The sequence below is a fragment of the Sulfitobacter sp. SK011 genome (assembly GCF_003352065.1).
Lineage (GTDB): Bacteria > Pseudomonadota > Alphaproteobacteria > Rhodobacterales > Rhodobacteraceae > Sulfitobacter.
Window position 1 is genome coordinate 2,664,389 of sequence record NZ_CP025803.1, and the last position, 18,737, is coordinate 2,683,125.

Consider the following 18,737-nt stretch of genomic DNA (forward strand, 5'->3'; position numbering starts at 1 on the left):
CACGCTTGGCGCGGTCACCGCCTGCGCGATTGACGCGATTCCGCCGCCCTGTCATAATCTTAATGAATTAATAGAGGTCACGGGGCCATGTTTCCCCGACCCAGAGGCGGACATGAGACAGAGATCCCACAACCATCGATCGGATGGCCCCAGACCCAATGGTGCGCACTGACATGCGGATCACGGTTGTCACTTGTGTGAAAAACGAGGGGCCGTTTCTGTTGGAATGGATCGCCTTTCAACGTCTCATTGGGGTGACAGATTTTCTGTTTTATTCCAACGATTGTACGGACGCGACAGATTCCCTTCTTGATCAATTGCAAGAGCATGGGATTGTCGCGCATTTGCCGAACCCGGCAACCAACCGCAATTATCAGATCCAGGCACTGAATGCAGCGCGAAGGCACCCGTTGGTCCGAAAGTCCGATTGGGTCTGGGTCACGGATGTGGATGAGTTTTTGAACATCCATGTCGGCGATCATACCATCCCGGCGCTCATCGACGCCTGCCAAAATCCAAAAGCGATTTCGATCACCTTTCAGTATTTCGCAAATGGCGGGGTTGAAACATTTGAGGACGTGCCGGTGATCACCCAGTTCCTGCACAGCCACAATCCCGACCTGTGGTGCGCTGAAACCGCGATTGAGGTCAAAAGCCTCGTTCGAAGTGATTTTCCGCTGCAGTATTACCGCGCGCACCGTCCTTTCCATGATGACGCCAAGGAAACGCCCGCATGGAAAGATGGATCAGGGCGCACCGTCCCTGCGCCATTTCGTAGGCGCGCCAACAAGCGCCGCGTCCGCGCCTTTCCGGCCAAGGGCGCGCGGCAGTTCGCAACATTGAACCATTATGCCCTTCGATCGCTGGACAGCCATCTGGTCAAGATCGACCGCGGTGATGTGAACCGCGAAAACCGGGCGTTTGACGAAACCTATTGGCGCGAACGCAATGATGCGGCCTATTTCGATGACAGCATCCTGCGTTATGCGGAGGCGCTGAAGGTTGAAATGGACCGGCTCAAGGCATTGCCCGGTGTGGGCGATCTGCACGACAAGGCCGTGGCGCTGCACAAGGCCCGGCGTGATGCGCTGCTGGAACAGGACAGCTACCTTGCGATGCAAAGACAATTTCGCGAGACATCCCCCTATTGCGCCGCCGAAGAAGCCATCATCAATGAGATTGCAGGGGTATGACTGGCCCGCGCATCATCAATCTGGGGTTGCCTAAAACCGGCACGACCACGCTGACCGATGCGCTGCGTCACGCCGGGCTTGCGGTGGCTGACTGGAAAATCAGACTCGGACAATCAACGCGCAGCGACATCATCGGCGAACATGTGGGCAAGATCATCTATGCCGATTATTTCGACAGCGGTGATCCCCTGGCCCGTCTGACTGAGTTCGATATGATCAATGAAATGAGCGCCGTGCGCCATGACCGCAGCCTCTGGCCGCAAACCGACTGGGGGCTTCTTTCAGCGATCCAGGAACACCATCCGAACGTCAGGTTCCTGATGACCTACCGCGACCCGATGAAGACCGCCAACAGCATGATGCGCTGGAACAATCTGGGCAATCGGCGTCTGCCCATGGCCGATATCCCCGGACTGCCGCGCGGGTTCGGGGACACCGAAGACGCATTGGCACGCTGGATTGACGGGCATTTCAGGTTTTGCCGGCGCGTCTTTCAGGGCTGCGACAACTTTCTGGAATACGACATTGAAGACACCGGCGCGCAAGACAAGATCGCGGCCTATCTGGGACTTGATCTGCCGTGGTGGGGCCGAAGCAATGTGGGCACGCCCGCCGGTCCGGAAGGGGTAAGCTGAATGCGGTTGACCCTCTTGATCGGCCCGACAGAAGCCACCGCAGCGCGGTTTCGATCCCTGTTAAAGCAAAAAGCGGGCCCCCTTCAGAAACAGGGGATCCATGTTCCAGACTGGAACCATGTCCGCCTCTATGCCGCCTGCGCAGACCCGAAAGAAGTGGGCGTTTTGCGCTTCCAGCGCGGGATGGAAAGCCCACTGGTCCAGCGCACCCTGACCAGTGAATTTGAGACGCTGATCCCCAAAGAATTGGCCGAAGTGACCGCCGATCACGTGGTGGTCGCAGCCGCGCAATTGGGCAATCTGCTGTCCGCCCCTGCGGAACTGGCGCGGCTCACGGCGCTCTTTGACCCGCATTTCGACGACATTCGGATCGTTGCGCATGTCGATGAACAGGCGCGGATGATGGTGCAGCACTATGCCTATGCGGTGATGGAAGGCAGGCGGCATTCACTGGCGCAGGAAATTGATCTGGCCGGCGAAAAGAACTGGTGGGACGGCGCACTGGCAAAGCGGGGTGTGAATGAACCGTTCTTTGGCCTCTTCAACGACATTCAGCACCCGCCGTTCTGGCTCGATTTCAAGGCGATGCTGGCGCTCTGGGAAAACACCTTTGGCATGGGCAAAGTCACCTTGCGGCCGATGGACATGGTGCATCTCTTCTCTGAAAACGGTGCGGCTGAAATGGCGCATGTTCTGGGACTGCCCGGTCCCTTGGGCAAAGTTGATGCCAGCCCACTGCCCCCGCCCCGTCCCGCCGCATGGCTGACCCGGATGCGCCTTTTTAGTGATGTGCTGATCAAATACATGCAGGCGCGTGATATTCTGTGCCCCCGCAATCTGTGGCAACAGATGCTCAACGGGATCAGGGTTGAGGGACCGCCCATTGAACCGGGCAGTCTTGGGGCTTTGTCGAAACACTTCAAATCGGCAAACGCCGGCCTGATCAAGATGTTTCCGGATTTGAAAACCGCTCTGAAGCCAGACGCGCCGCTTGCCCCCTGGACAGAGGCAGACCCCGCATTCGGCTTTCGCGCCACACAATACCTCACCGCATTCAGCCACCGCATCCGCGCCGACGCGACGCCCATCGCCGAAAAGCGCGCCGAAGCGGCATCGGTGAAAGACGCGTCGGCCAAGTTCGACCGCCTGTTGATGGAAACCGCCGAGACCGACGACGAAAAGGATGCAAACGCGCGTCTTCTCAACCGGGTCAAGGTCAATCACCAGATGGTCCTGTCGACCCAATTCAAACCCCACAACAACCTCGGCGCGGTGAATGAGGAAGAACTGGGTGCGGCCTATGCCCCCGTCCCCGCGCGGACCCTCAAACCCGGATCGACCGGCAATGTGATCGTCGGCTGCATGAAGAATGAGGCACCCTATATCCTTGAATGGGTTGCCTATCACCGCGCCATAGGGGTCGATACATTCTTGATCTACACAAATGATTGCACCGATGGCACCGATGAGATTCTGGGACGGTTGCAAGACATGGGCATCTTGCAACACCGCAAAAACGACAATTGGAAGGGCAATTCACCCCAGCAATATGCGCTGAACCAGGCGCTGAAAGAGCCGGTGATCCAGAACGCCGATTGGATCATTCACATTGATGTGGATGAATTTATCAACGTGCGCACCGGCAATGGGACGCTGGATGATCTTTTTGCCGCCGTCCCGGATGCCACCAACATCGCGATGACCTGGCGGCTGTTTGGTCACAATGGCGTGACCCGGTTGAGCGATGAATTCGTGATCGAACAATTTGACACCTGCGCGCCCAAATACTGCCCCAAGCCGCACACTGTCTGGGGCTTCAAGACCATGTTTCGAAACATCGGGGCTTACGCAAAAATCTCGTGTCATCGCCCGAACAAACTTGAAGAAGCCTTTGAAAATAAGGTGAAATGGGTCAATGGCTCGGGCAAGGACATGACCCGTGACGCCAGCCACAATGGCTGGCGGTCATCAAAGAGCAACATCGGGTACGACCTATTGCAGCTCAACCATTATGCGCTGCGGTCCGCAGAATCCTTTCTGATCAAACGCCAAAGGGGCCGGGCCTTGCACGTGGATCGCTCCATTGGGATCAACTACTGGATCCGCATGGATTGGTGCGATTTCCGCGATGTGACCATCAAACGCAACGTTCCCCGGGTGCGCGCGGAATATGATGCGCTGATGACAGACAACAAACTGAAAGAATTTCACCAGCAAGGTTTGGACTGGCACCGTGCCAAGGCCCGCGAACTGCACGGCATGCCCGAATTCAGCGATCTCTACAAACAGGCGCTGGATGTTAAATTAGACGAAGCCGAACGGGTGGCCTATGCGCTGTCACTGGATATGGAGAGCTGAAGATGGATGGAAACGCAATGCTGGACGGGACCGCAAAACCGACCTCTGCCTTTATCACGTCACGGGGCATGAAATTCCCCAACCACGCAGACATCATCAAGGGCCGCCTGAGGGCGTTACTGCGCAAAAACGTCTATGATTACAAAGAATCCGTGGCCGCCCTGCGGGTCGTCAGGGAAGGGGATGTTGTCATAGAACTGGGGGCTGGCATCGGATATATGTCGACGCTGGTCGCGTCAAAACGCAAGGTCAAATCGGTCCATTCGTTTGAGGCAAACCCCCATCTCATTCCCTATATTCAACAGGTCCATGCCGCAAATGGCTTGACCAATGCCCATGTCACCAACGCCATTTTGGGCAGCCGCAAGGGCACGGTTGATTTCTATGTCCGCGATAACGTGCTGGGCTCATCACTGGCCCAGCTTGAAGGCGAAGTGGACCCGCCCAGCACCAAAGTTGACGTGCTCAATGGCAAGACCGTTTTCAAGGAAATCGGTGCCAATGTGCTGATCTGTGACATCGAAGGGGCCGAAGTTGATCTGATCCCGACGCTTGATTTGACCGGCCTGCGCGCCGCCGTCATCGAATTGCACCCCCAATGGATCGGCCCAGAAGGTGTGAACACGGTGTTCAAGGCGTTCATGGATGCTGGATTGGCCTATTATCACCGTGCATCGACCAACAAGGTCGTGTGTTTTCGCACGGAATGGTGAGCCGTTGACCCATCTTGCCCTTTTATGTGTCCGCAACGAAGGCGCATTTCTGCTCGAATGGCTCGCCCATCACCGTGCGCTGGGTTTCGACGATTTTGTCGTTTTTTCAAACGATTGCGATGATGGCACGGACACAATACTTGACCGACTGGACGCAATGGGGGGGCTGACCCACGTCCGCAACAACGGCCCTTTCGACAAGGCGGGCATTCAATTCACCGCCCTGAAATCTGCGGCGAACATGGATCAGGTCAGAAAGGCCGACTGGATCCTGCCACTGGACGTAGATGAATTTGTCAACATTCACGCCGGCGATCAAACCTTAAACGCCCTGCACGCGGCGCTGCCCGAGGCCACGGCGATCACACTCACCTGGCGGCTTTTTGGCGCATCAGGTCAGGTCCGCTATCAAGACGCCCCTGTGACCGAAACATTCACCCGATGCGCGCCCAATGTGATGCACTGGCCGTGGCGATCTGCGATGTTCAAAACGCTTTATCGCAACGACGGCACCTACAAAAAACCCGGTGTGCACCGGCCCCGCAGCCCCGACACATCCCGCCTTGATCAGGCACGTTGGTTTGATGGCCATGGCCGCCCCCTGCCCGATCTGTTCAAAACCAAGCGCATCTTTTCCAACTTTGGCCGTGACAATTATGGGCTGGTGCAGCTGAACCACTATCCGCTGGGTGCGATGGAAACCTATGTGCTCAAGGCCGACCGGGGCCGTGCGGTGCATTCAGACCACCTTTTGGGGCTGGATTACTGGGTTGAGCGAAATTTCAACACCGACGAAGACACGTCCATCCAGACCACCGCGCCTGCGCGAAATGCCATTCTCGCCGAACTGAAATCGGACAGGGTGCTTGGCCCCCTGCACACCGCCGCTGTAGAATGGCGCAAGGCCCGCTTTGACGCGCTCTTGCAGCAAGAGCCATTTCGCGCTCTCTTTGGCCGCCTTTTGATGGCACCCCCCACACAACCGCTGGATCAAAAGACCGCGCGTTTTCTGATGCACCACGCCAACCTCGCCCGAAAAATGGACGCCTGACCGCATCAATTCCACACGCATTTTCCCCAATTTCGCCGTATTGCGGCGCTATGAATCGTGCAATTGGCACAAAAAATAACGCCATTTCGAATATTGAGGACGCGGCAATGACGGATCAGACGCCCACATTAAGCACATCGCTTGTGGACCTGCCAAAGCAGGACTGGCTGCAGGCTGTGGCGCAAATTACCGAAGAAGACGGGTATTTCCAACAGCTTGGCAAAAACCATTTCGCGACCTTCATCGAAGAGGGCACCACATTGCTGGTTACCTTTGAAACACTGCAAGGCATGCACGCACTTTCTGAACTGGCGCAACCGTTCGGCTGGGAAATGCTGCGCGATCATGGCTGGTCGCATTTATGCGTGGCCAGTGACGGCGACACATGGTTTCGCGACAAAGCGGTTTACGGCTATTTTGACCGGCTGATTGATGACGGGTTCTTTGATGAATTCGATACCGTCATTTTTTACGGCGCAGGCCCATGTGGCTATGCTGCTGCGGCCTATTCGATCGCGGCCCCCGCCGCAAAGGTGGTGGTGGTCCAACCCCAGGCCACGCTTGATCCGCGCATCACCGAATGGGATCACCGTTTTGCGGACATGCGCATCCATGATTTCACCTCGCGCTATGGTTTTGCCCCGGACATGCTCGACGCCGCCGACCAGGCCTTTGTTCTATATGATCCGCGTGAAAATCTGGATGCCATGCACGCCGCGCTGTTCACCCGGCCCAATGTCACAAAACTGCGGATGCGGTTTATGGGCGATGCCCTGCAAACCGATCTGATGGAAATGTCACAACTTGCGCCTCTGCTTTTGGCCGCCGCTGACGGGACGCTTAACGAGGCAACCTTTGCCGCCCTTTACCGCGCCCGCCGGGACTACCGGCACTACCTGCGCAATCTGCTGACCGCCCTTGATGACGGCGATCGGGAGACACTGATCATCGCCCTGTGCAAAAACGTGACAAGCCGAATGCGCGCGCGGATGTTTTCGGCGAAACTCACACAGTTACAAGCGCGTCAGGCTGAACAACAAGACTAGAAGCGCAAGCGGGCCTGTGATAGCCCGACGCGCATGACACAAACCCTGACATTGCGCCGTCCTGATGACTGGCACCTGCACCTGCGCGATGGCGACATGCTGCGCGCCGTGTTGCCGCACACCGCCGCTCATTTCGCCCGTGCGATCATCATGCCCAATCTGGTGCCGCCTGTGGTGACGGGTGCTGATGCACGCGCCTACCGGGACCGGATCATAGGCGCGCTGCCGAAAGGTGCGGATTTCACTCCGTTGATGACGCTTTACCTGACCGAAAATACCGATCCGGCCGATGTAGCGGCGGCCCATGCGGCGGGCGTGATCCATGCGGTCAAACTTTACCCCGCCGGTGCCACAACCAATTCAGCAAGCGGTGTGTCCAATTTTGACAAAGTGGCACCTGTGCTTGAAAAAATGGCTGAAATTGGCCTGCCGCTTTGTACGCATGGCGAAGTCACGGATGCGGCCGTCGATATCTTTGACCGCGAGGCGGTGTTCATCGACCGGGTGCTTGACCCCATTCGCCGCGCGCATCCTATGCTCAAAGTGATCATGGAGCACATTACCACATCGGACGCTGCTGACTATGTGCGCAGCGCCGACAAAAATCTCGCGGCCACCATCACAACCCACCACCTTGTGATCAACCGCAACCACATCCTCGCGGGCGGCATCAAACCGCATTACTATTGCCTTCCGGTCGCAAAACGCGAGGTCCACCGCCTGGCCCTGCGCGCCGCTGCCACATCTGGCGATGCGCGGTTTTTCCTGGGCACGGATTCAGCACCGCATACGGATGCCAGCAAATTGCTGCCCTGCGGCTGTGCGGGGTGTTTCACCGCCCCCAACACCCTTTCAATTCTCGCAGAAGTCTTTGAACAGGAAGGCGCATTGAACCGGCTTGAGGCGTTCACGTCCCTCAACGGACCCGCGTTTTATGGACTGCCGGTGAATGACACAACCGTCACGCTGATCCGAAAGACCCCCGATTATCCTGACCATATCGACACCCCCGATGGCCCCGTAACTGTCTTTGATCCTGCAATGCCGCTGCACTGGACACCTTAAGTTTCATTGTTCTTCAAATACACAAATACCCCGCCCGCAAAGGACGCCCCAGATGATCCCCACCAGCTACCCTTCGCCACAAGAAATGGCCCGCCTCACCGCCCGGATGCTGCTTGAGATCAAGGCGGTGCATTTCAACGCTGAAGAGCCGTTCACCCTGGCCTCCGGCCTGCCCAGCCCCACCTACATCGACTGTCGCAAGCTGATCAGCCATCCGCGCATTCGCGCCACGCTGATGGATTTCATGACCGTCACTGTGATGCGGAACGCGGGGTTTGAGGCCTTTGACAACATCGCAGGGGGTGAGACCGCCGGTATCCCTTTTGCCGCCATGGTCGCCGAACGCATGGGACTGCCGATGACCTATGTGCGCAAGAAACCCAAAGGCTATGGCCGCAACGCCCGCATTGAGGGCGACATGTCCCCCGGTCAGCGCGTGCTGCTGGTCGAGGATCTGACCACCGATGGCGGATCAAAGCTGAGCTTTGTGGATGCGATTCGTGAAACCGGGGCCACCTGCGGGCACACGGCAGTGATTTTCTATTACGATATCTTTCCGCAGACCGAAAATACGTTGGGTGATCATGGGGTTGCGTTGCATCACCTGTGCACATGGTGGGACGTACTGGCCGAAGCAAAGGCCCAGGGGGCCTTTGACGCGGCCACGCTCGCAGAAGTGGAAACCTTCCTGAACGCCCCAAAAAAATGGCAGGATGCCCGCAAAGCCTAGGGCATCCCCCTACTCCATGTTGACGTGATGCCCCGCCGTGATGCAAGATATGGTGCGCGCGGGGTTTCCCACAGGTTCTCCACAGAAAACATACAATTTGCGCCGCATCCACCCGCTGGCTATGACACAGCAGGGCAAAAAGGGGCAGCACCATGAATGAAATTACATCGCTGAACGCGAACCAGATCGCCGTGCAGGCACCTGAGACAATGCCGCATTCCATTGAGGCCGAACAGCAGCTTCTGGGCGCGATCCTGACCAACAATGACATCTATGATCGGGTGGCCTCGATCATTGGTGCCAAACATTTTTACGACCCCGTTCATGCCCGCATCTATGACATTGCGGCGACCCGTATTGCCAAGAACAATCTTGCCTCGCCGGTGACGCTCAAGGCGTTCATGGAGGACGACGAGGGGCTGAAAGAGCTTGGCGGCCCGGCCTATCTGGCCCGCCTCGCAGGTGCCGCAATCAGTGCCTTTGCGGTGCGCGATTATGCCCAGATGATCTATGATCTGGCGGTGCGCCGGGACCTGATCCAACTGGGGCGCGACATCTCGGCCAAGGCCGCTCAGGTCGACGTGGCGTCAGAGCCGCGCGAACAGATCGTCGAGGCCGAACAGGAGCTTTACAAGCTGGCAGAGCAAGGCCAGTCCGAAAGCGGTTTTCAAAGCTTTCTCAAGGCTGTAACTGACGCTGTTAATGTCGCCAATGCGGCCTATCAGCGTGATGGTGGGCTTTCAGGTGTGTCTACCGGGCTGATCGACATGGACAAGATGTTGGGCGGGTTGCACCGGTCTGACCTTTTGATCCTCGCCGGACGTCCGTCAATGGGCAAGACGTCGCTGGCCACCAACATCGCCTTCAACGTGGCCAAGGCCTACAAACGTGGGATGAAGCCGGACGGGACCGAGGGCGCGATTGATGGCGGCGTTGTCGGGTTTTACAGCCTCGAAATGAGCGCCGAACAATTGGCCGCGCGTATCCTGTCAGAAGCCGCCGAAATACCCAGCCAGCAAATCCGCTCGGGTGACATGACGGAATCAGAATTCCGCCGCTTCGTCGATGCCGCCAAAGCCTTGGAAGCCTGCCCGCTTTTCATCGATGACACGCCCGCCCTGCCAATCAGCCAACTGGCCGCCCGCGCCCGGCGTCTGAAACGCACCCATGGGCTGGACGTGTTGATTGTGGACTACCTGCAACTGGTCCGCGGCACCGGCAAAAACGAAAACCGGGTGAACGAAATTTCCGAGATCACCATGGGCCTCAAGGCCATCGCCAAGGAACTGGACATCCCGGTCATCGCCCTGTCACAGCTCAGCCGTCAGGTCGAAAACCGCGAGGACAAGCGCCCGCAACTGAGCGACCTGCGCGAATCCGGGTCAATTGAACAGGATGCGGATGTGGTGATGTTCGTGTTCCGCGAGGAATATTACAAAGAACGCGAAAAACCCGGCGATCATGATCTAGAGGCGATGGCGCGCTGGCAAGAAGAGATGGAGCGCCTGCATGGCCGCGCCGAGGTGGTGATCGGCAAGCAGCGTCACGGCCCCATCGGCAGCGTTGACCTGAGTTTTGAAGGGCGCTTTACCCGCTTTGGTAATCTTGTCAAACCATGGCAACAGGGTGCTGGTGATCAGGAATTCTGATCCAAGGGCGAACACCTCGTTCCGTTTGACGAAAACAGATCCGAGTTCGCTAGCTGACAGCAGCGCGCTCAATCTCCACCGCTGACAGCCGGTATTTTGAGGCAAATTTCGCCCGCGCGGCCACCAAGCGCGGATCATCGGGTGCCATACCCAAGGTGCGGATGAACTCAATCCGCTGCTGTGATTTCAACGCCTCGCGGTCGATGTCCGTCCCCATGGCACGGTCAATGATCTGACCACCGGGGCTGACGTGAAACCATTTGCTGAAGTCGCGAAAATGATGCTGGTTGTGCAGGGTCGTCACATGCCGTTCCACCCTTGTTTTCGGCAGGCTCAGGTGCGCGGTCATATGGAACCATTCGTACCCCATGAAGGTCAGCACACCACCGCAGGGCACGATTGCCACCGCGACCCAGAACGCTGCATCAACGCCAATCATCGCCATGAGGCTCCAGACAAGGCCAAAGTTGAACACGAGCATCGGCAATGCCACCCAGACCGGCACAAAGAACAGCCCGTGATTGGTGGGGAAATCGTGATGCCCGTAATGCGCCCGGTAAAGCAGATCAAACGCCCATTGGCTGCGGGGTGGTGCCAGATGGAACACATAGCGGTGCAGGTTGTATTCGTTCATCATCTGCGCAACGACGCCCAGCGGCACCAACAGCCAGACCCAAGCCGGGGCCGCCAGCGCCATCGCGCCAAACGCAATCAGACAGGTCGCGCCCATAAGGGCGACACCTGCATGCGAAAACATGATCTTGAACCGGGTCATGACCATAATGCTATGCCGCCCCACGTCATTTGTCGCCATTGACGTTAGGTTGGGCCCCCGCTTTAACACCCCCTGCACTGCGCGCCCTGCTCAGCCCCGCCCAAGGATCACCCTAATGTCGCGCACAACAACATTTACCCTGTTCTTTCTTGCGGTCTTTTTCCAAGCCGGGGCTTATGGGCTGACCTTTATGTTGCCGCGCCTCTTTGATGCATTCGGGGCCAGCGAAAAAACGGTTGGGGCGATGTTGTTTGTCACCGCCATCACCACGTTGATCACGGTCTATTTTTCTGGCCATCTGTCGGATGCCTTGGGGCGGCTGCGCGCACTTGGCCTGGCGTGTCTGGCGATTGCCGCGTCGTTGTTCTTGTTTGGCTGGACCTCCTCAGTCGGGCCTGCCCTTGTTCTGGCCAGCGCCCTGCTGGGTTTTGGCTGGGGGCTGACCTATTCACTGGGGCCCATCGTGTTGACCCGTCTGGTGCGCGCCGATGAACGGGTGCGTTATTTCACCTTGCTGTCGGTCTTTGTCATGGCGGGTTTCGGGTTGTCGCCCGTGCTGGCCTCCGTGCTTGAGGCGCGGGGTTTCACGATATCGGATGCGTTTTATGCCACTGCCACCCTGTGCACGCTGAGTGCGGCATTGTTTTTCCTGCTCAGAATACCGGTGCACAGACATGCGCTTGTGCCCGGTCCAGAGGCGTCCTCGCGCATCACGGTGGCGGTGCTGGGGCGCATCTTTGCCTCCAGGGCGCGTACCCCCGTCATCATGGTGTTTTTAGGGGCCTGTGTCTTTGCCGGGTTGAACAATTTTCAAACAGTATATGCCGATGCACGCGGGCTGAACTACGCCAACTTCTTTCTGGCCTACACGGTGACGGTCATTGTCTTCCGTCTGATCCTTGCGAAATTCAAAGGTGGGGCCACGCCCTATCGCACCATTGCGATGTTGCAATACATCATGTGTGCCAGCATCATTTTGTTCATGTTCAGTGGCAGTTCGGTGGTCTTGTATCTGACCGTGGCGGTGCTTTTTGGCCTCGGATACGGCGTGTCTTACCCGATCCTTGTGGCAATGGCCGCCAACGACGCTGACAACGACATCGGCCCCCAGACATTGCAGCTTTTTGCGCTGACCTACTTTGTCGGCATCTTTGGCTTTCCACTAATTGCGGGGTGGATGCTGACCGAATGGGGCGCGGCGTCGGTGCTGGTGCTTATTGCGCTGCTGGCCGGGATTGAGGCAAGCATGGCGCTGCGCCGGGCAATGCAGGCATCTTGACCTTGCCGCGCATCCTGTCAAAACGCATCTATGACTTCTGCAACACTTACGATTGACCTGTCCGCCCTCGACGCCAACTGGCGCGCGCTGGATCGCGCAACGGAAGTTGAAACCGCCGCCGTCGTCAAGGCAGATGCCTACGGTCTTGGCATCGCCAAAGCCGGACCCACGCTGGCCGCCGCAGGCGCGCGTCAGTTCTTTGTTGCCATGGCAAGCGAAGGCGTGGCCCTGCGCCGCGTCCTTGGCCCCGGCCCTTCGATCAGCGTCTTTTCAGGGCACATGGCCGGTGACGCCGATCTGATCCGCGCGGCTGACCTGACGCCAATGATCAATTCGGTCGATCAATTGCTGATGCACGTCGAGGCCTTGCCCGGGCATCCATTTGGCTTGCAATTGGACAGCGGCATGAACCGTTTGGGCATGGAACCTGCCGAATGGTCCGCCCTGCGTGACATTGCTCTGGCGCAGCGTCCGACACTTGTGATGTCGCATCTGGCCTGCGCCGACACGCCAGAGCATCCGATGAATGCACAGCAATTGCGGGTGTTCGATGAGATGACAGCCGGTATCGACGCACCCCGGTCGCTGGCGGCAACGGGCGGGATATTTCTGGGACCAGACTATCACTTTGATCTGACCCGCCCCGGTGTCGGCCTCTATGGTGGGCTGCCATTTGTGGATGCAACGCCGGTGATTGCTCTCGACATTCCTGTCATTCAGGTACGCGATGTGCTTGCCGGTGAAACCGTCGGATATGCAAATGCCTACACGGCGGCCAGGGACACGCGGGTTGCGACAATCGCTGCGGGCTATGCCGACGGGCTGGTCCGGGCAATGGGCGCGAACGCGGTGCTGACACATGAGGGCGCAAAGGTGCCGGTGATTGGCCGGGTGTCGATGGATTTGATTACGGTCGACATCAGCGCGTTGGCCACCACCCCCGACCATTTGCAGCTGATCGGTTTGCACCAATCAGTCGACAGCGTGGCCACGTTTGCGGGCACCATCGGCTATGAAATCCTGACGTCGCTTGGTGCGCGGTATGACCGGATTTATCTGACATCATGAACAGCAGACTGATTAAATTCCTGAACCTTTCGCTCCTGATTTTGTACCCTATCGCCTGGACCGCGCCGCTGATGCGGGCGGGGTTGTTGCCGCTTTTTTCACTTGATGAAATTTCGGTGCTGACGGGGCTGCAATCGCTCTGGGCCTCGGACATCTTTCTGGCGCTGGTGGTCACGGCATTTGCGCTTTTCGCGCCCTACCTCAAAACCATCGGTCTGGCATTGGTGCATTTCAAGCTGCTCAGTCAACGACTGCTGCCGGCGCTGAACCTTTTGGGCAAGCTGGCGATGGCCGACATTTTTCTGATCGCGCTTTACATCACCTTGACCAAAGGCATCGGCATTGGCCGGATTGAGGTGGCCTGGGGCCTCTATATGTTCACCGCCTGTATCCTTGCCTCACTTTTCATCAGTTGGCGGACTGAACGGTCAAAGGTTTCGATTGCCGATCAGCCCGACGATCGAAACATCCCAAGAACGGAATAACTACAATCAGGCCGCGCTGCTTTGGTTTTCCTTTGACGCCACCCGGTGCCTGCGCCAAAAGGCATCATGGCCAAATCCACCACCACATTTTCATGCACGTCCTGCGGCGCAAGCTTTAACAAATGGTCAGGCCGTTGTGATGGCTGCGGCGATTGGAACACCATTCAGCAAGACAAAGGCATCTCGTCAGGGCCGCCCAGCAAATCACTTGGGGCCAAACGCGGTGCCGCCATGCACCTCAGCGATCTGTCCACAGAAGAAGCCCCCCCGCCGCGCAGCCAATCGGGCATCACTGAGCTTGACCGCGTGTTGGGCGGTGGTCTGGTGCCGGCATCGGCGATTTTGGTTGGGGGTGATCCGGGCATTGGCAAATCGACACTGTTGCTGCAAGCGGCGGCGCATTTTGCCAAGAACGGCTTGAAAACCATCTATGTCAGCGGCGAAGAAGCCAGCGCGCAGGTCCGCATGCGCGCCCAGCGTCTGGGGTTAACCGATGCACCGGTCAAATTGGCCGCTGAAACCAACCTGCGCGATATTCTGACCACGCTTGAGGCCGAGAAGCCACAACTTGCCATCATCGATTCCATTCAGACGATGTGGGCCGATAACGTCGAATCCGCCCCCGGCTCGGTCAGCCAGGTGCGCGCAGCGGCCCATGAACTGACCACGTTTGCCAAACGCAAAGGGACATCGGTTGTTCTGGTGGGCCATGTCACCAAGGACGGCCAGATCGCGGGCCCCCGCGTGGTCGAACATATGGTTGACACTGTCCTTTATTTCGAAGGCGAACGCGGCCATCAGTTTCGCATCCTGCGCAGCGTCAAAAACCGTTTTGGCCCCGCAGATGAGATCGGTGTGTTCGAGATGACCGGTGCCGGACTGGCCGAAGTCACCAACCCTTCAGCCCTGTTCCTGAGCGAGCGGGGCAAACCCACCGCCGGGTCTGTGGTCTTTGCCGGTATCGAAGGCACCCGGCCCGTGCTTTGCGAATTACAGGCGCTTGTCGCGCCCTCGCCGCATTCGCAAGCCCGCCGCACGGTTGTCGGATGGGATTCGGGCCGCCTTGCAATGATATTGGCCGTGCTTGAGGCGCGCTGTGGCATCCCGTTTGCCGGGCTTGATGTTTATCTCAATGTTGCGGGCGGCATGAAAATCTCTGAACCGGCTGCCGATCTGGCTGTTGCCGCTGCGTTACTATCGGCACGAGAAGATGTGGCATTACCCGCAGAAACTGTTGTTTTTGGGGAAATAAGCCTGTCAGGTGCTTTGCGTCCGGCGTCGCAGACCGAAAATAGGTTGAAAGAGGCGCAAAAACTTGGTTTTACCAGCGCCATTGCACCCCTCGGTGGAAAATCTGTAGGTGTAAACGGCATAACGCTCAATCAAATGAGCGATCTGACCGGGTTTGTAGGCGAAATATTCGGGGCGGGCTGACCGCCTCCATTAAAAGGGCAGGAAGCGCATGGAAGGTTTTACCATTATTGATGGTGTGGTGGCATTGGTCATCGTGCTGTCCGCGCTGTTGGCCTATGGCCGTGGGCTGGTGCGCGAACTGATGGCGATTGTCGGCTGGATCGCTGCCGCTGTTCTGGCGTTTCTTTTTGCCCCACAGGTTGAACCGCTGGTGCGCGAAATTCCGGTGGTGGGCGAATTCTTGGCGGACAGCTGTGAGCTGTCGATCATCGGTGCCTTTGCCATCGTCTTTGCCATTGCGCTTATCGTGGTGTCCTTGTTCACGCCGCTCTTTTCATCGCTTGTTCAACGGTCGATCTTTGGCGGGGCCGATCAGGGCCTTGGCTTTATCTTTGGGGTTGTCCGCGGCGTCTTGCTGGTTGCGGTTGCGTTCTTTGTCTATGACACGGTGATCACCGGTCAAAAGTTCACCATCGTCGACGAAAGCCGCTCCGCTGCGGTTTTTGGCCGCTTTACCGGGCAAATCGAGGAAAAGAACCCAGAAGAAGCTTTGGGCTGGATCACCACCCGCTATGAAGCTTTGGTGGGCAACTGCGGTCAGTAACCATGCGGGCGCATAAGACCGATGGGCGGTCCTTTGCTTTTGCGCGACCAGCATAAAACAGCGCATATTGGCGATCATATCCCTACGCAGGCTGAGTTGAGTAAATTCGATAACGGCGACAGCCCGATCATTGCGCTTGCGGCGGTGCCACACGGTGCAATCTCTTGTGCCTGAGGGTTGTGTTGCGGGGTGACACCCGCCTCCATTGCCCCTAAACAGGCACTATCCAGTTTGTCGGATTCGGAGCTGCCACCCCGTGACCCAAAACACGCCCAAAGCCTCTGCCAAGATCATGCCACCCGCCCATCCATTCGATACGTCCTATCTGCGCGATGGGGACGACGAGGATAAGCTGAAAGAAGAATGCGGCATTTTCGGCGTCGTCAATCTGGCCGATGCCTCCAATTTTGTGGCACTTGGCCTGCACGCCCTGCAACACCGCGGACAGGAGGCAGGCGGCATCGTCAGCCACGATCCCGCGATGGGCTTCCAATCCGCACGCCGCTTTGGCTATGTCCGCGATAATTTTACCTCGCAAAAGGTGATGGAGACGCTACCGGGCGAATTGGCCATCGGGCATGTCCGCTATTCCACATCAGGGTCCAAGGGGCCCACAGCAATCCGTGACGTACAGCCCTTCTTTGGTGAGTTTGCCATGGGCGGTGCCGCCATTGCCCACAACGGAAACATCACCAACGCCAATGCCCTGCGCCGAGAACTCATTGAACGGGGCAGCATATTTCAGTCCTCCTCGGACAGCGAATGTATCATCCACCTGATGGCGCGGTCCCTGCAGCGCAACATTCCTGAACGGATGGAAGACGCGCTGCGCCGGGTCGAGGGGGCGTTTTCGGTGGTTGCGATGACCCGCACCAAACTGATCGGCGTGCGCGATCCACTGGGCGTGCGTCCGCTGGTTCTGGGCAAGATCGGCGATGGCTGGGCGCTCAGTTCCGAAACCTGCGCGCTCGACATCATTGGGGCCGAGTTTGTCCGCGAGATTGAGCCGGGCGAAATGGTTGTGATCACCAGCAAGGGCGTCGAATCGCATTTCCCGTTCCGCCGCGTCGCCCCACGGTTCTGCATCTTTGAACATGTCTATTTCAGCCGCCCCGACAGCATCCTTGGCGGGCGCAGCGTTTATGAAACCCGCGAGGCGATTGGCCGCGAATTGGCCAAGGAAAGCCCGGTTGATGCTGATCTGGTCTGTCCTGTCCCAGATTCCGGCACACCCGCCGCCATCGGCTACAGCCTCGAATCCGGTATTCCCTATGCGATGGGCATCATCCGCAACCAATACATGGGCCGCACCTTCATTGAGCCGACAGAGCAGATCCGCAACATGGGCGTGCGCCTGAAACTCAACGTCAACCGCGCGCTGATCAAGGGCAAACGGGTCATTCTGGTGGACGACAGTGTTGTGCGCGGCACGACCAGCCGCAAGATAAAGGAAATGATCCTTGATGCCGGCGCTGCCGAGGTGCATTTCCGCATTGCCAGCCCTCCGACCGCATGGCCCTGCTTTTATGGCGTCGATACACCGCAGCGTGAAAAGCTGCTGGCGGCGACCATGTCAGAGGATGAGATGCGCGATCATTTGCAGGTCGACAGCCTCAAGTTCATCTCACTCGACGGGCTTTACCGCGCTGTCGGAGAGGCGGGTGGCCGCAATGCAAAATGCCCGCAATACTGCGATGCCTGTTTTTCTGGCGAATATCCGGTGACCCCTGCGGATCAAATTGATCAGGGATTTGAGATGAAACCGGCGGCTGAGTAACGCCACTGCCGTTTTCTGTCAGCAGGAACTGGCATAGTCCCGCAATGGAAAACGCACCCTCGCCCCTGCTGATGCGGATTGCACGATGGTCTGAGCCTGCGCAGCGCACCCTTTGGCACTGCCGCGCGATGTTTCATGACGTGGCGGAAAAGACCGGAGCAGGTCCTTTGGACGAGACCCTGAAATGGGGACAGCCATCGTGGTGCCCCATGAAGCCCCGCACCGGGTCAACCTTGCGGATCGACTGGTCCCCAAAATACCCCAGCCGGTTGTCGCTCTATGTGGATTGTAAAACCGATCTGGCCGCCCGGATGCAAATGCTCTACCCCGATCTGCCCGAAAATGATGGTCAGCGTCATCTGGCAGTTGCCCTTGATGCGCCCCTGCCTGAGCAGGCCATCGCGCATCTGGCTGATATGACATTTACCTATCACCGCACCAAAAGCCGCACGGCCCCTTGAACCCATGATCCCGGCCCCACCGGCGGGCTTTGGCCGATGCAATGTCCCCCCTCTTTCGCATGCCCCACCGCGTTGTTAGCTGCACCGCAGCATAATCAACACCTGAGTCGCGCATCGCGTCTGCGAATGCGCCGGAAAGTACGAAAATGGCCTCGAAAGAAAAAAACCTGCCAACCCCAGCAAGCGTGGCAAAAATTGCAACCGAAAGTGTGGCACTGAACCCGGTGACAGTCATTGGCATCTTTGGCAGCGACGCCGGCCTCAGCGCGCTGGTGCGCGAAGGCAATGGCGATATTGCGCGGGTTACCGTCGGCGACAGCTTTAACGGTGGTCTGGTCGAAGCGATCAGCAAAGACAGTTTGATTTTGTCGCGCGGCGGCAAATCAAAAGTGATGAAAATGCCCAAAGCCTAAGCCCCCCCTTGACGCGCAGGCA

General features: G+C 57.9%; 18 protein-coding genes. 17 read left to right on the forward strand and 1 reads right to left on the reverse strand.

The genetic code is table 11. The features are described 5' to 3' along the window. Window positions 1-173 precede the first annotated feature (173 nt). The 9 genes from C1J02_RS13155 (at window position 174) to C1J02_RS13195 (ending at window position 10,440) form a co-directional block, all read left to right on the forward strand. Complete coding sequence (locus tag C1J02_RS13155) at window positions 174-1,193, forward strand: glycosyltransferase family 2 protein (protein WP_114880559.1); 1,020 nt, start codon at window positions 174-176, stop codon at window positions 1,191-1,193. Continuing rightward, window positions 1,190-1,828, forward strand: coding sequence for a sulfotransferase (locus C1J02_RS13160; RefSeq protein ID WP_114878988.1), 639 nt, complete (start codon window positions 1,190-1,192; stop codon window positions 1,826-1,828). The genes C1J02_RS13155 and C1J02_RS13160 overlap by 4 nt, the downstream gene beginning before the upstream one ends. Further along, window positions 1,829-4,186, forward strand: a complete 2,358-nt coding sequence (locus C1J02_RS13165) for a glycosyltransferase family 2 protein (protein WP_114878989.1) — start codon at window positions 1,829-1,831, stop codon at window positions 4,184-4,186. 2 nt (window positions 4,187-4,188) lie between these two features. Further along, entirely contained in the window at window positions 4,189-4,899 is a 711-nt protein-coding gene (locus tag C1J02_RS13170; RefSeq protein WP_254693096.1) for an FkbM family methyltransferase, read from the forward strand. 4 nt (window positions 4,900-4,903) lie between these two features. After that, on the forward strand, window positions 4,904-5,950 hold the full coding sequence (locus C1J02_RS13175; protein WP_254693097.1) for a glycosyltransferase family 2 protein: 1,047 nt from the start codon (window positions 4,904-4,906) through the stop codon (window positions 5,948-5,950). Window positions 5,951-6,057: 107 nt separating this feature from the next. Next, on the forward strand, window positions 6,058-6,996 hold the full coding sequence (locus tag C1J02_RS13180) for a phosphoadenosine phosphosulfate reductase (RefSeq protein WP_114880561.1): 939 nt from the start codon (window positions 6,058-6,060) through the stop codon (window positions 6,994-6,996). A gap of 33 nt (window positions 6,997-7,029) precedes the next feature. Continuing rightward, window positions 7,030-8,061 carry a dihydroorotase gene (gene pyrC, locus C1J02_RS13185; protein ID WP_114878991.1) on the forward strand — a complete coding sequence of 344 codons (1,032 nt, stop codon included), beginning with the start codon at window positions 7,030-7,032 and terminating at the stop codon, window positions 8,059-8,061. A gap of 52 nt (window positions 8,062-8,113) precedes the next feature. Next, window positions 8,114-8,791, forward strand: a complete 678-nt coding sequence (locus C1J02_RS13190) for an orotate phosphoribosyltransferase (protein WP_114878992.1) — start codon at window positions 8,114-8,116, stop codon at window positions 8,789-8,791. A 152-nt stretch (window positions 8,792-8,943) separates the two neighbouring features. Then, complete coding sequence (locus C1J02_RS13195; RefSeq protein ID WP_114878993.1) at window positions 8,944-10,440, forward strand: replicative DNA helicase; 1,497 nt, start codon at window positions 8,944-8,946, stop codon at window positions 10,438-10,440. Window positions 10,441-10,489: 49 nt separating this feature from the next. Here C1J02_RS13195 and C1J02_RS13200 read toward each other — a convergent pair whose 3' ends face one another. Further along, the gene (locus C1J02_RS13200) at window positions 10,490-11,215 is read right to left on the reverse strand and encodes a sterol desaturase family protein (RefSeq protein WP_114880562.1); all 726 of its coding nucleotides are present in this window, start codon (window positions 11,213-11,215) and stop codon (window positions 10,490-10,492) included. 7 nt (window positions 11,216-11,222) lie between these two features. On the opposite strand from C1J02_RS13200, the gene C1J02_RS13205 reads away from it, so the two are divergent. The 8 genes from C1J02_RS13205 (at window position 11,223) to C1J02_RS13240 (ending at window position 18,715) form a co-directional block, all read left to right on the forward strand. Further along, window positions 11,223-12,494: an MFS transporter gene (locus C1J02_RS13205; RefSeq protein ID WP_368073786.1), complete on the forward strand. Its 1,272-nt coding sequence runs from the start codon at window positions 11,223-11,225 to the stop codon at window positions 12,492-12,494. Window positions 12,495-12,524: 30 nt separating this feature from the next. Further along, the gene (alr, locus tag C1J02_RS13210) at window positions 12,525-13,562 is read left to right on the forward strand and encodes an alanine racemase (protein WP_114878995.1); all 1,038 of its coding nucleotides are present in this window, start codon (window positions 12,525-12,527) and stop codon (window positions 13,560-13,562) included. Further along, entirely contained in the window at window positions 13,559-14,047 is a 489-nt protein-coding gene (locus C1J02_RS13215; RefSeq protein ID WP_114878996.1) for a paraquat-inducible protein A, read from the forward strand. The genes alr and C1J02_RS13215 overlap by 4 nt, the downstream gene beginning before the upstream one ends. Before the next feature lie 66 nt (window positions 14,048-14,113). Beyond that, complete coding sequence (gene radA, locus C1J02_RS13220; protein ID WP_114878997.1) at window positions 14,114-15,481, forward strand: DNA repair protein RadA; 1,368 nt, start codon at window positions 14,114-14,116, stop codon at window positions 15,479-15,481. A gap of 28 nt (window positions 15,482-15,509) precedes the next feature. Further along, a complete protein-coding gene (locus C1J02_RS13225; protein ID WP_114878998.1) occupies window positions 15,510-16,064 on the forward strand; it encodes a CvpA family protein in 555 nt (184 codons plus the stop codon). Between the two features lie 292 nt (window positions 16,065-16,356). Beyond that, the gene (gene purF, locus C1J02_RS13230) at window positions 16,357-17,841 is read left to right on the forward strand and encodes an amidophosphoribosyltransferase (protein WP_114880563.1); all 1,485 of its coding nucleotides are present in this window, start codon (window positions 16,357-16,359) and stop codon (window positions 17,839-17,841) included. Between the two features lie 44 nt (window positions 17,842-17,885). Further along, on the forward strand, window positions 17,886-18,302 hold the full coding sequence (locus C1J02_RS13235; protein WP_114878999.1) for a DUF1801 domain-containing protein: 417 nt from the start codon (window positions 17,886-17,888) through the stop codon (window positions 18,300-18,302). Between the two features lie 146 nt (window positions 18,303-18,448). Then, window positions 18,449-18,715, forward strand: coding sequence for a pilus assembly protein PilZ (locus tag C1J02_RS13240; RefSeq protein ID WP_114879000.1), 267 nt, complete (start codon window positions 18,449-18,451; stop codon window positions 18,713-18,715). Window positions 18,716-18,737: the final 22 nt, after the last annotated feature.

What these genes read in the sequence shown, in the direction of transcription:
- C1J02_RS13155 (WP_114880559.1), top strand. Translation starts at nt 174, where the DNA reads ATGCGGATCACGGTTGTCACTTGTGTGAAAAACGAGGGGCCGTTTCTG.
- C1J02_RS13160 (WP_114878988.1), top strand. Translation starts at nt 1,190, where the DNA reads ATGACTGGCCCGCGCATCATCAATCTGGGGTTGCCTAAAACCGGCACG.
- C1J02_RS13165 (WP_114878989.1), top strand. Translation starts at nt 1,829, where the DNA reads ATGCGGTTGACCCTCTTGATCGGCCCGACAGAAGCCACCGCAGCGCGG.
- C1J02_RS13170 (WP_254693096.1), top strand. Translation starts at nt 4,189, where the DNA reads ATGGATGGAAACGCAATGCTGGACGGGACCGCAAAACCGACCTCTGCC.
- C1J02_RS13180 (WP_114880561.1), top strand. Translation starts at nt 6,058, where the DNA reads ATGACGGATCAGACGCCCACATTAAGCACATCGCTTGTGGACCTGCCA.
- pyrC (WP_114878991.1), top strand. Translation starts at nt 7,030, where the DNA reads ATGACACAAACCCTGACATTGCGCCGTCCTGATGACTGGCACCTGCAC.
- C1J02_RS13190 (WP_114878992.1), top strand. Translation starts at nt 8,114, where the DNA reads ATGATCCCCACCAGCTACCCTTCGCCACAAGAAATGGCCCGCCTCACC.
- C1J02_RS13195 (WP_114878993.1), top strand. Translation starts at nt 8,944, where the DNA reads ATGAATGAAATTACATCGCTGAACGCGAACCAGATCGCCGTGCAGGCA.
- C1J02_RS13200 (WP_114880562.1), bottom strand. Translation starts at nt 11,215, where the DNA reads ATGACCCGGTTCAAGATCATGTTTTCGCATGCAGGTGTCGCCCTTATG.
- C1J02_RS13205 (WP_368073786.1), top strand. Translation starts at nt 11,223, where the DNA reads ATGCTATGCCGCCCCACGTCATTTGTCGCCATTGACGTTAGGTTGGGC.
- alr (WP_114878995.1), top strand. Translation starts at nt 12,525, where the DNA reads ATGACTTCTGCAACACTTACGATTGACCTGTCCGCCCTCGACGCCAAC.
- C1J02_RS13215 (WP_114878996.1), top strand. Translation starts at nt 13,559, where the DNA reads ATGAACAGCAGACTGATTAAATTCCTGAACCTTTCGCTCCTGATTTTG.
- radA (WP_114878997.1), top strand. Translation starts at nt 14,114, where the DNA reads ATGGCCAAATCCACCACCACATTTTCATGCACGTCCTGCGGCGCAAGC.
- C1J02_RS13225 (WP_114878998.1), top strand. Translation starts at nt 15,510, where the DNA reads ATGGAAGGTTTTACCATTATTGATGGTGTGGTGGCATTGGTCATCGTG.
- purF (WP_114880563.1), top strand. Translation starts at nt 16,357, where the DNA reads ATGCCACCCGCCCATCCATTCGATACGTCCTATCTGCGCGATGGGGAC.
- C1J02_RS13235 (WP_114878999.1), top strand. Translation starts at nt 17,886, where the DNA reads ATGGAAAACGCACCCTCGCCCCTGCTGATGCGGATTGCACGATGGTCT.
- C1J02_RS13240 (WP_114879000.1), top strand. Translation starts at nt 18,449, where the DNA reads ATGGCCTCGAAAGAAAAAAACCTGCCAACCCCAGCAAGCGTGGCAAAA.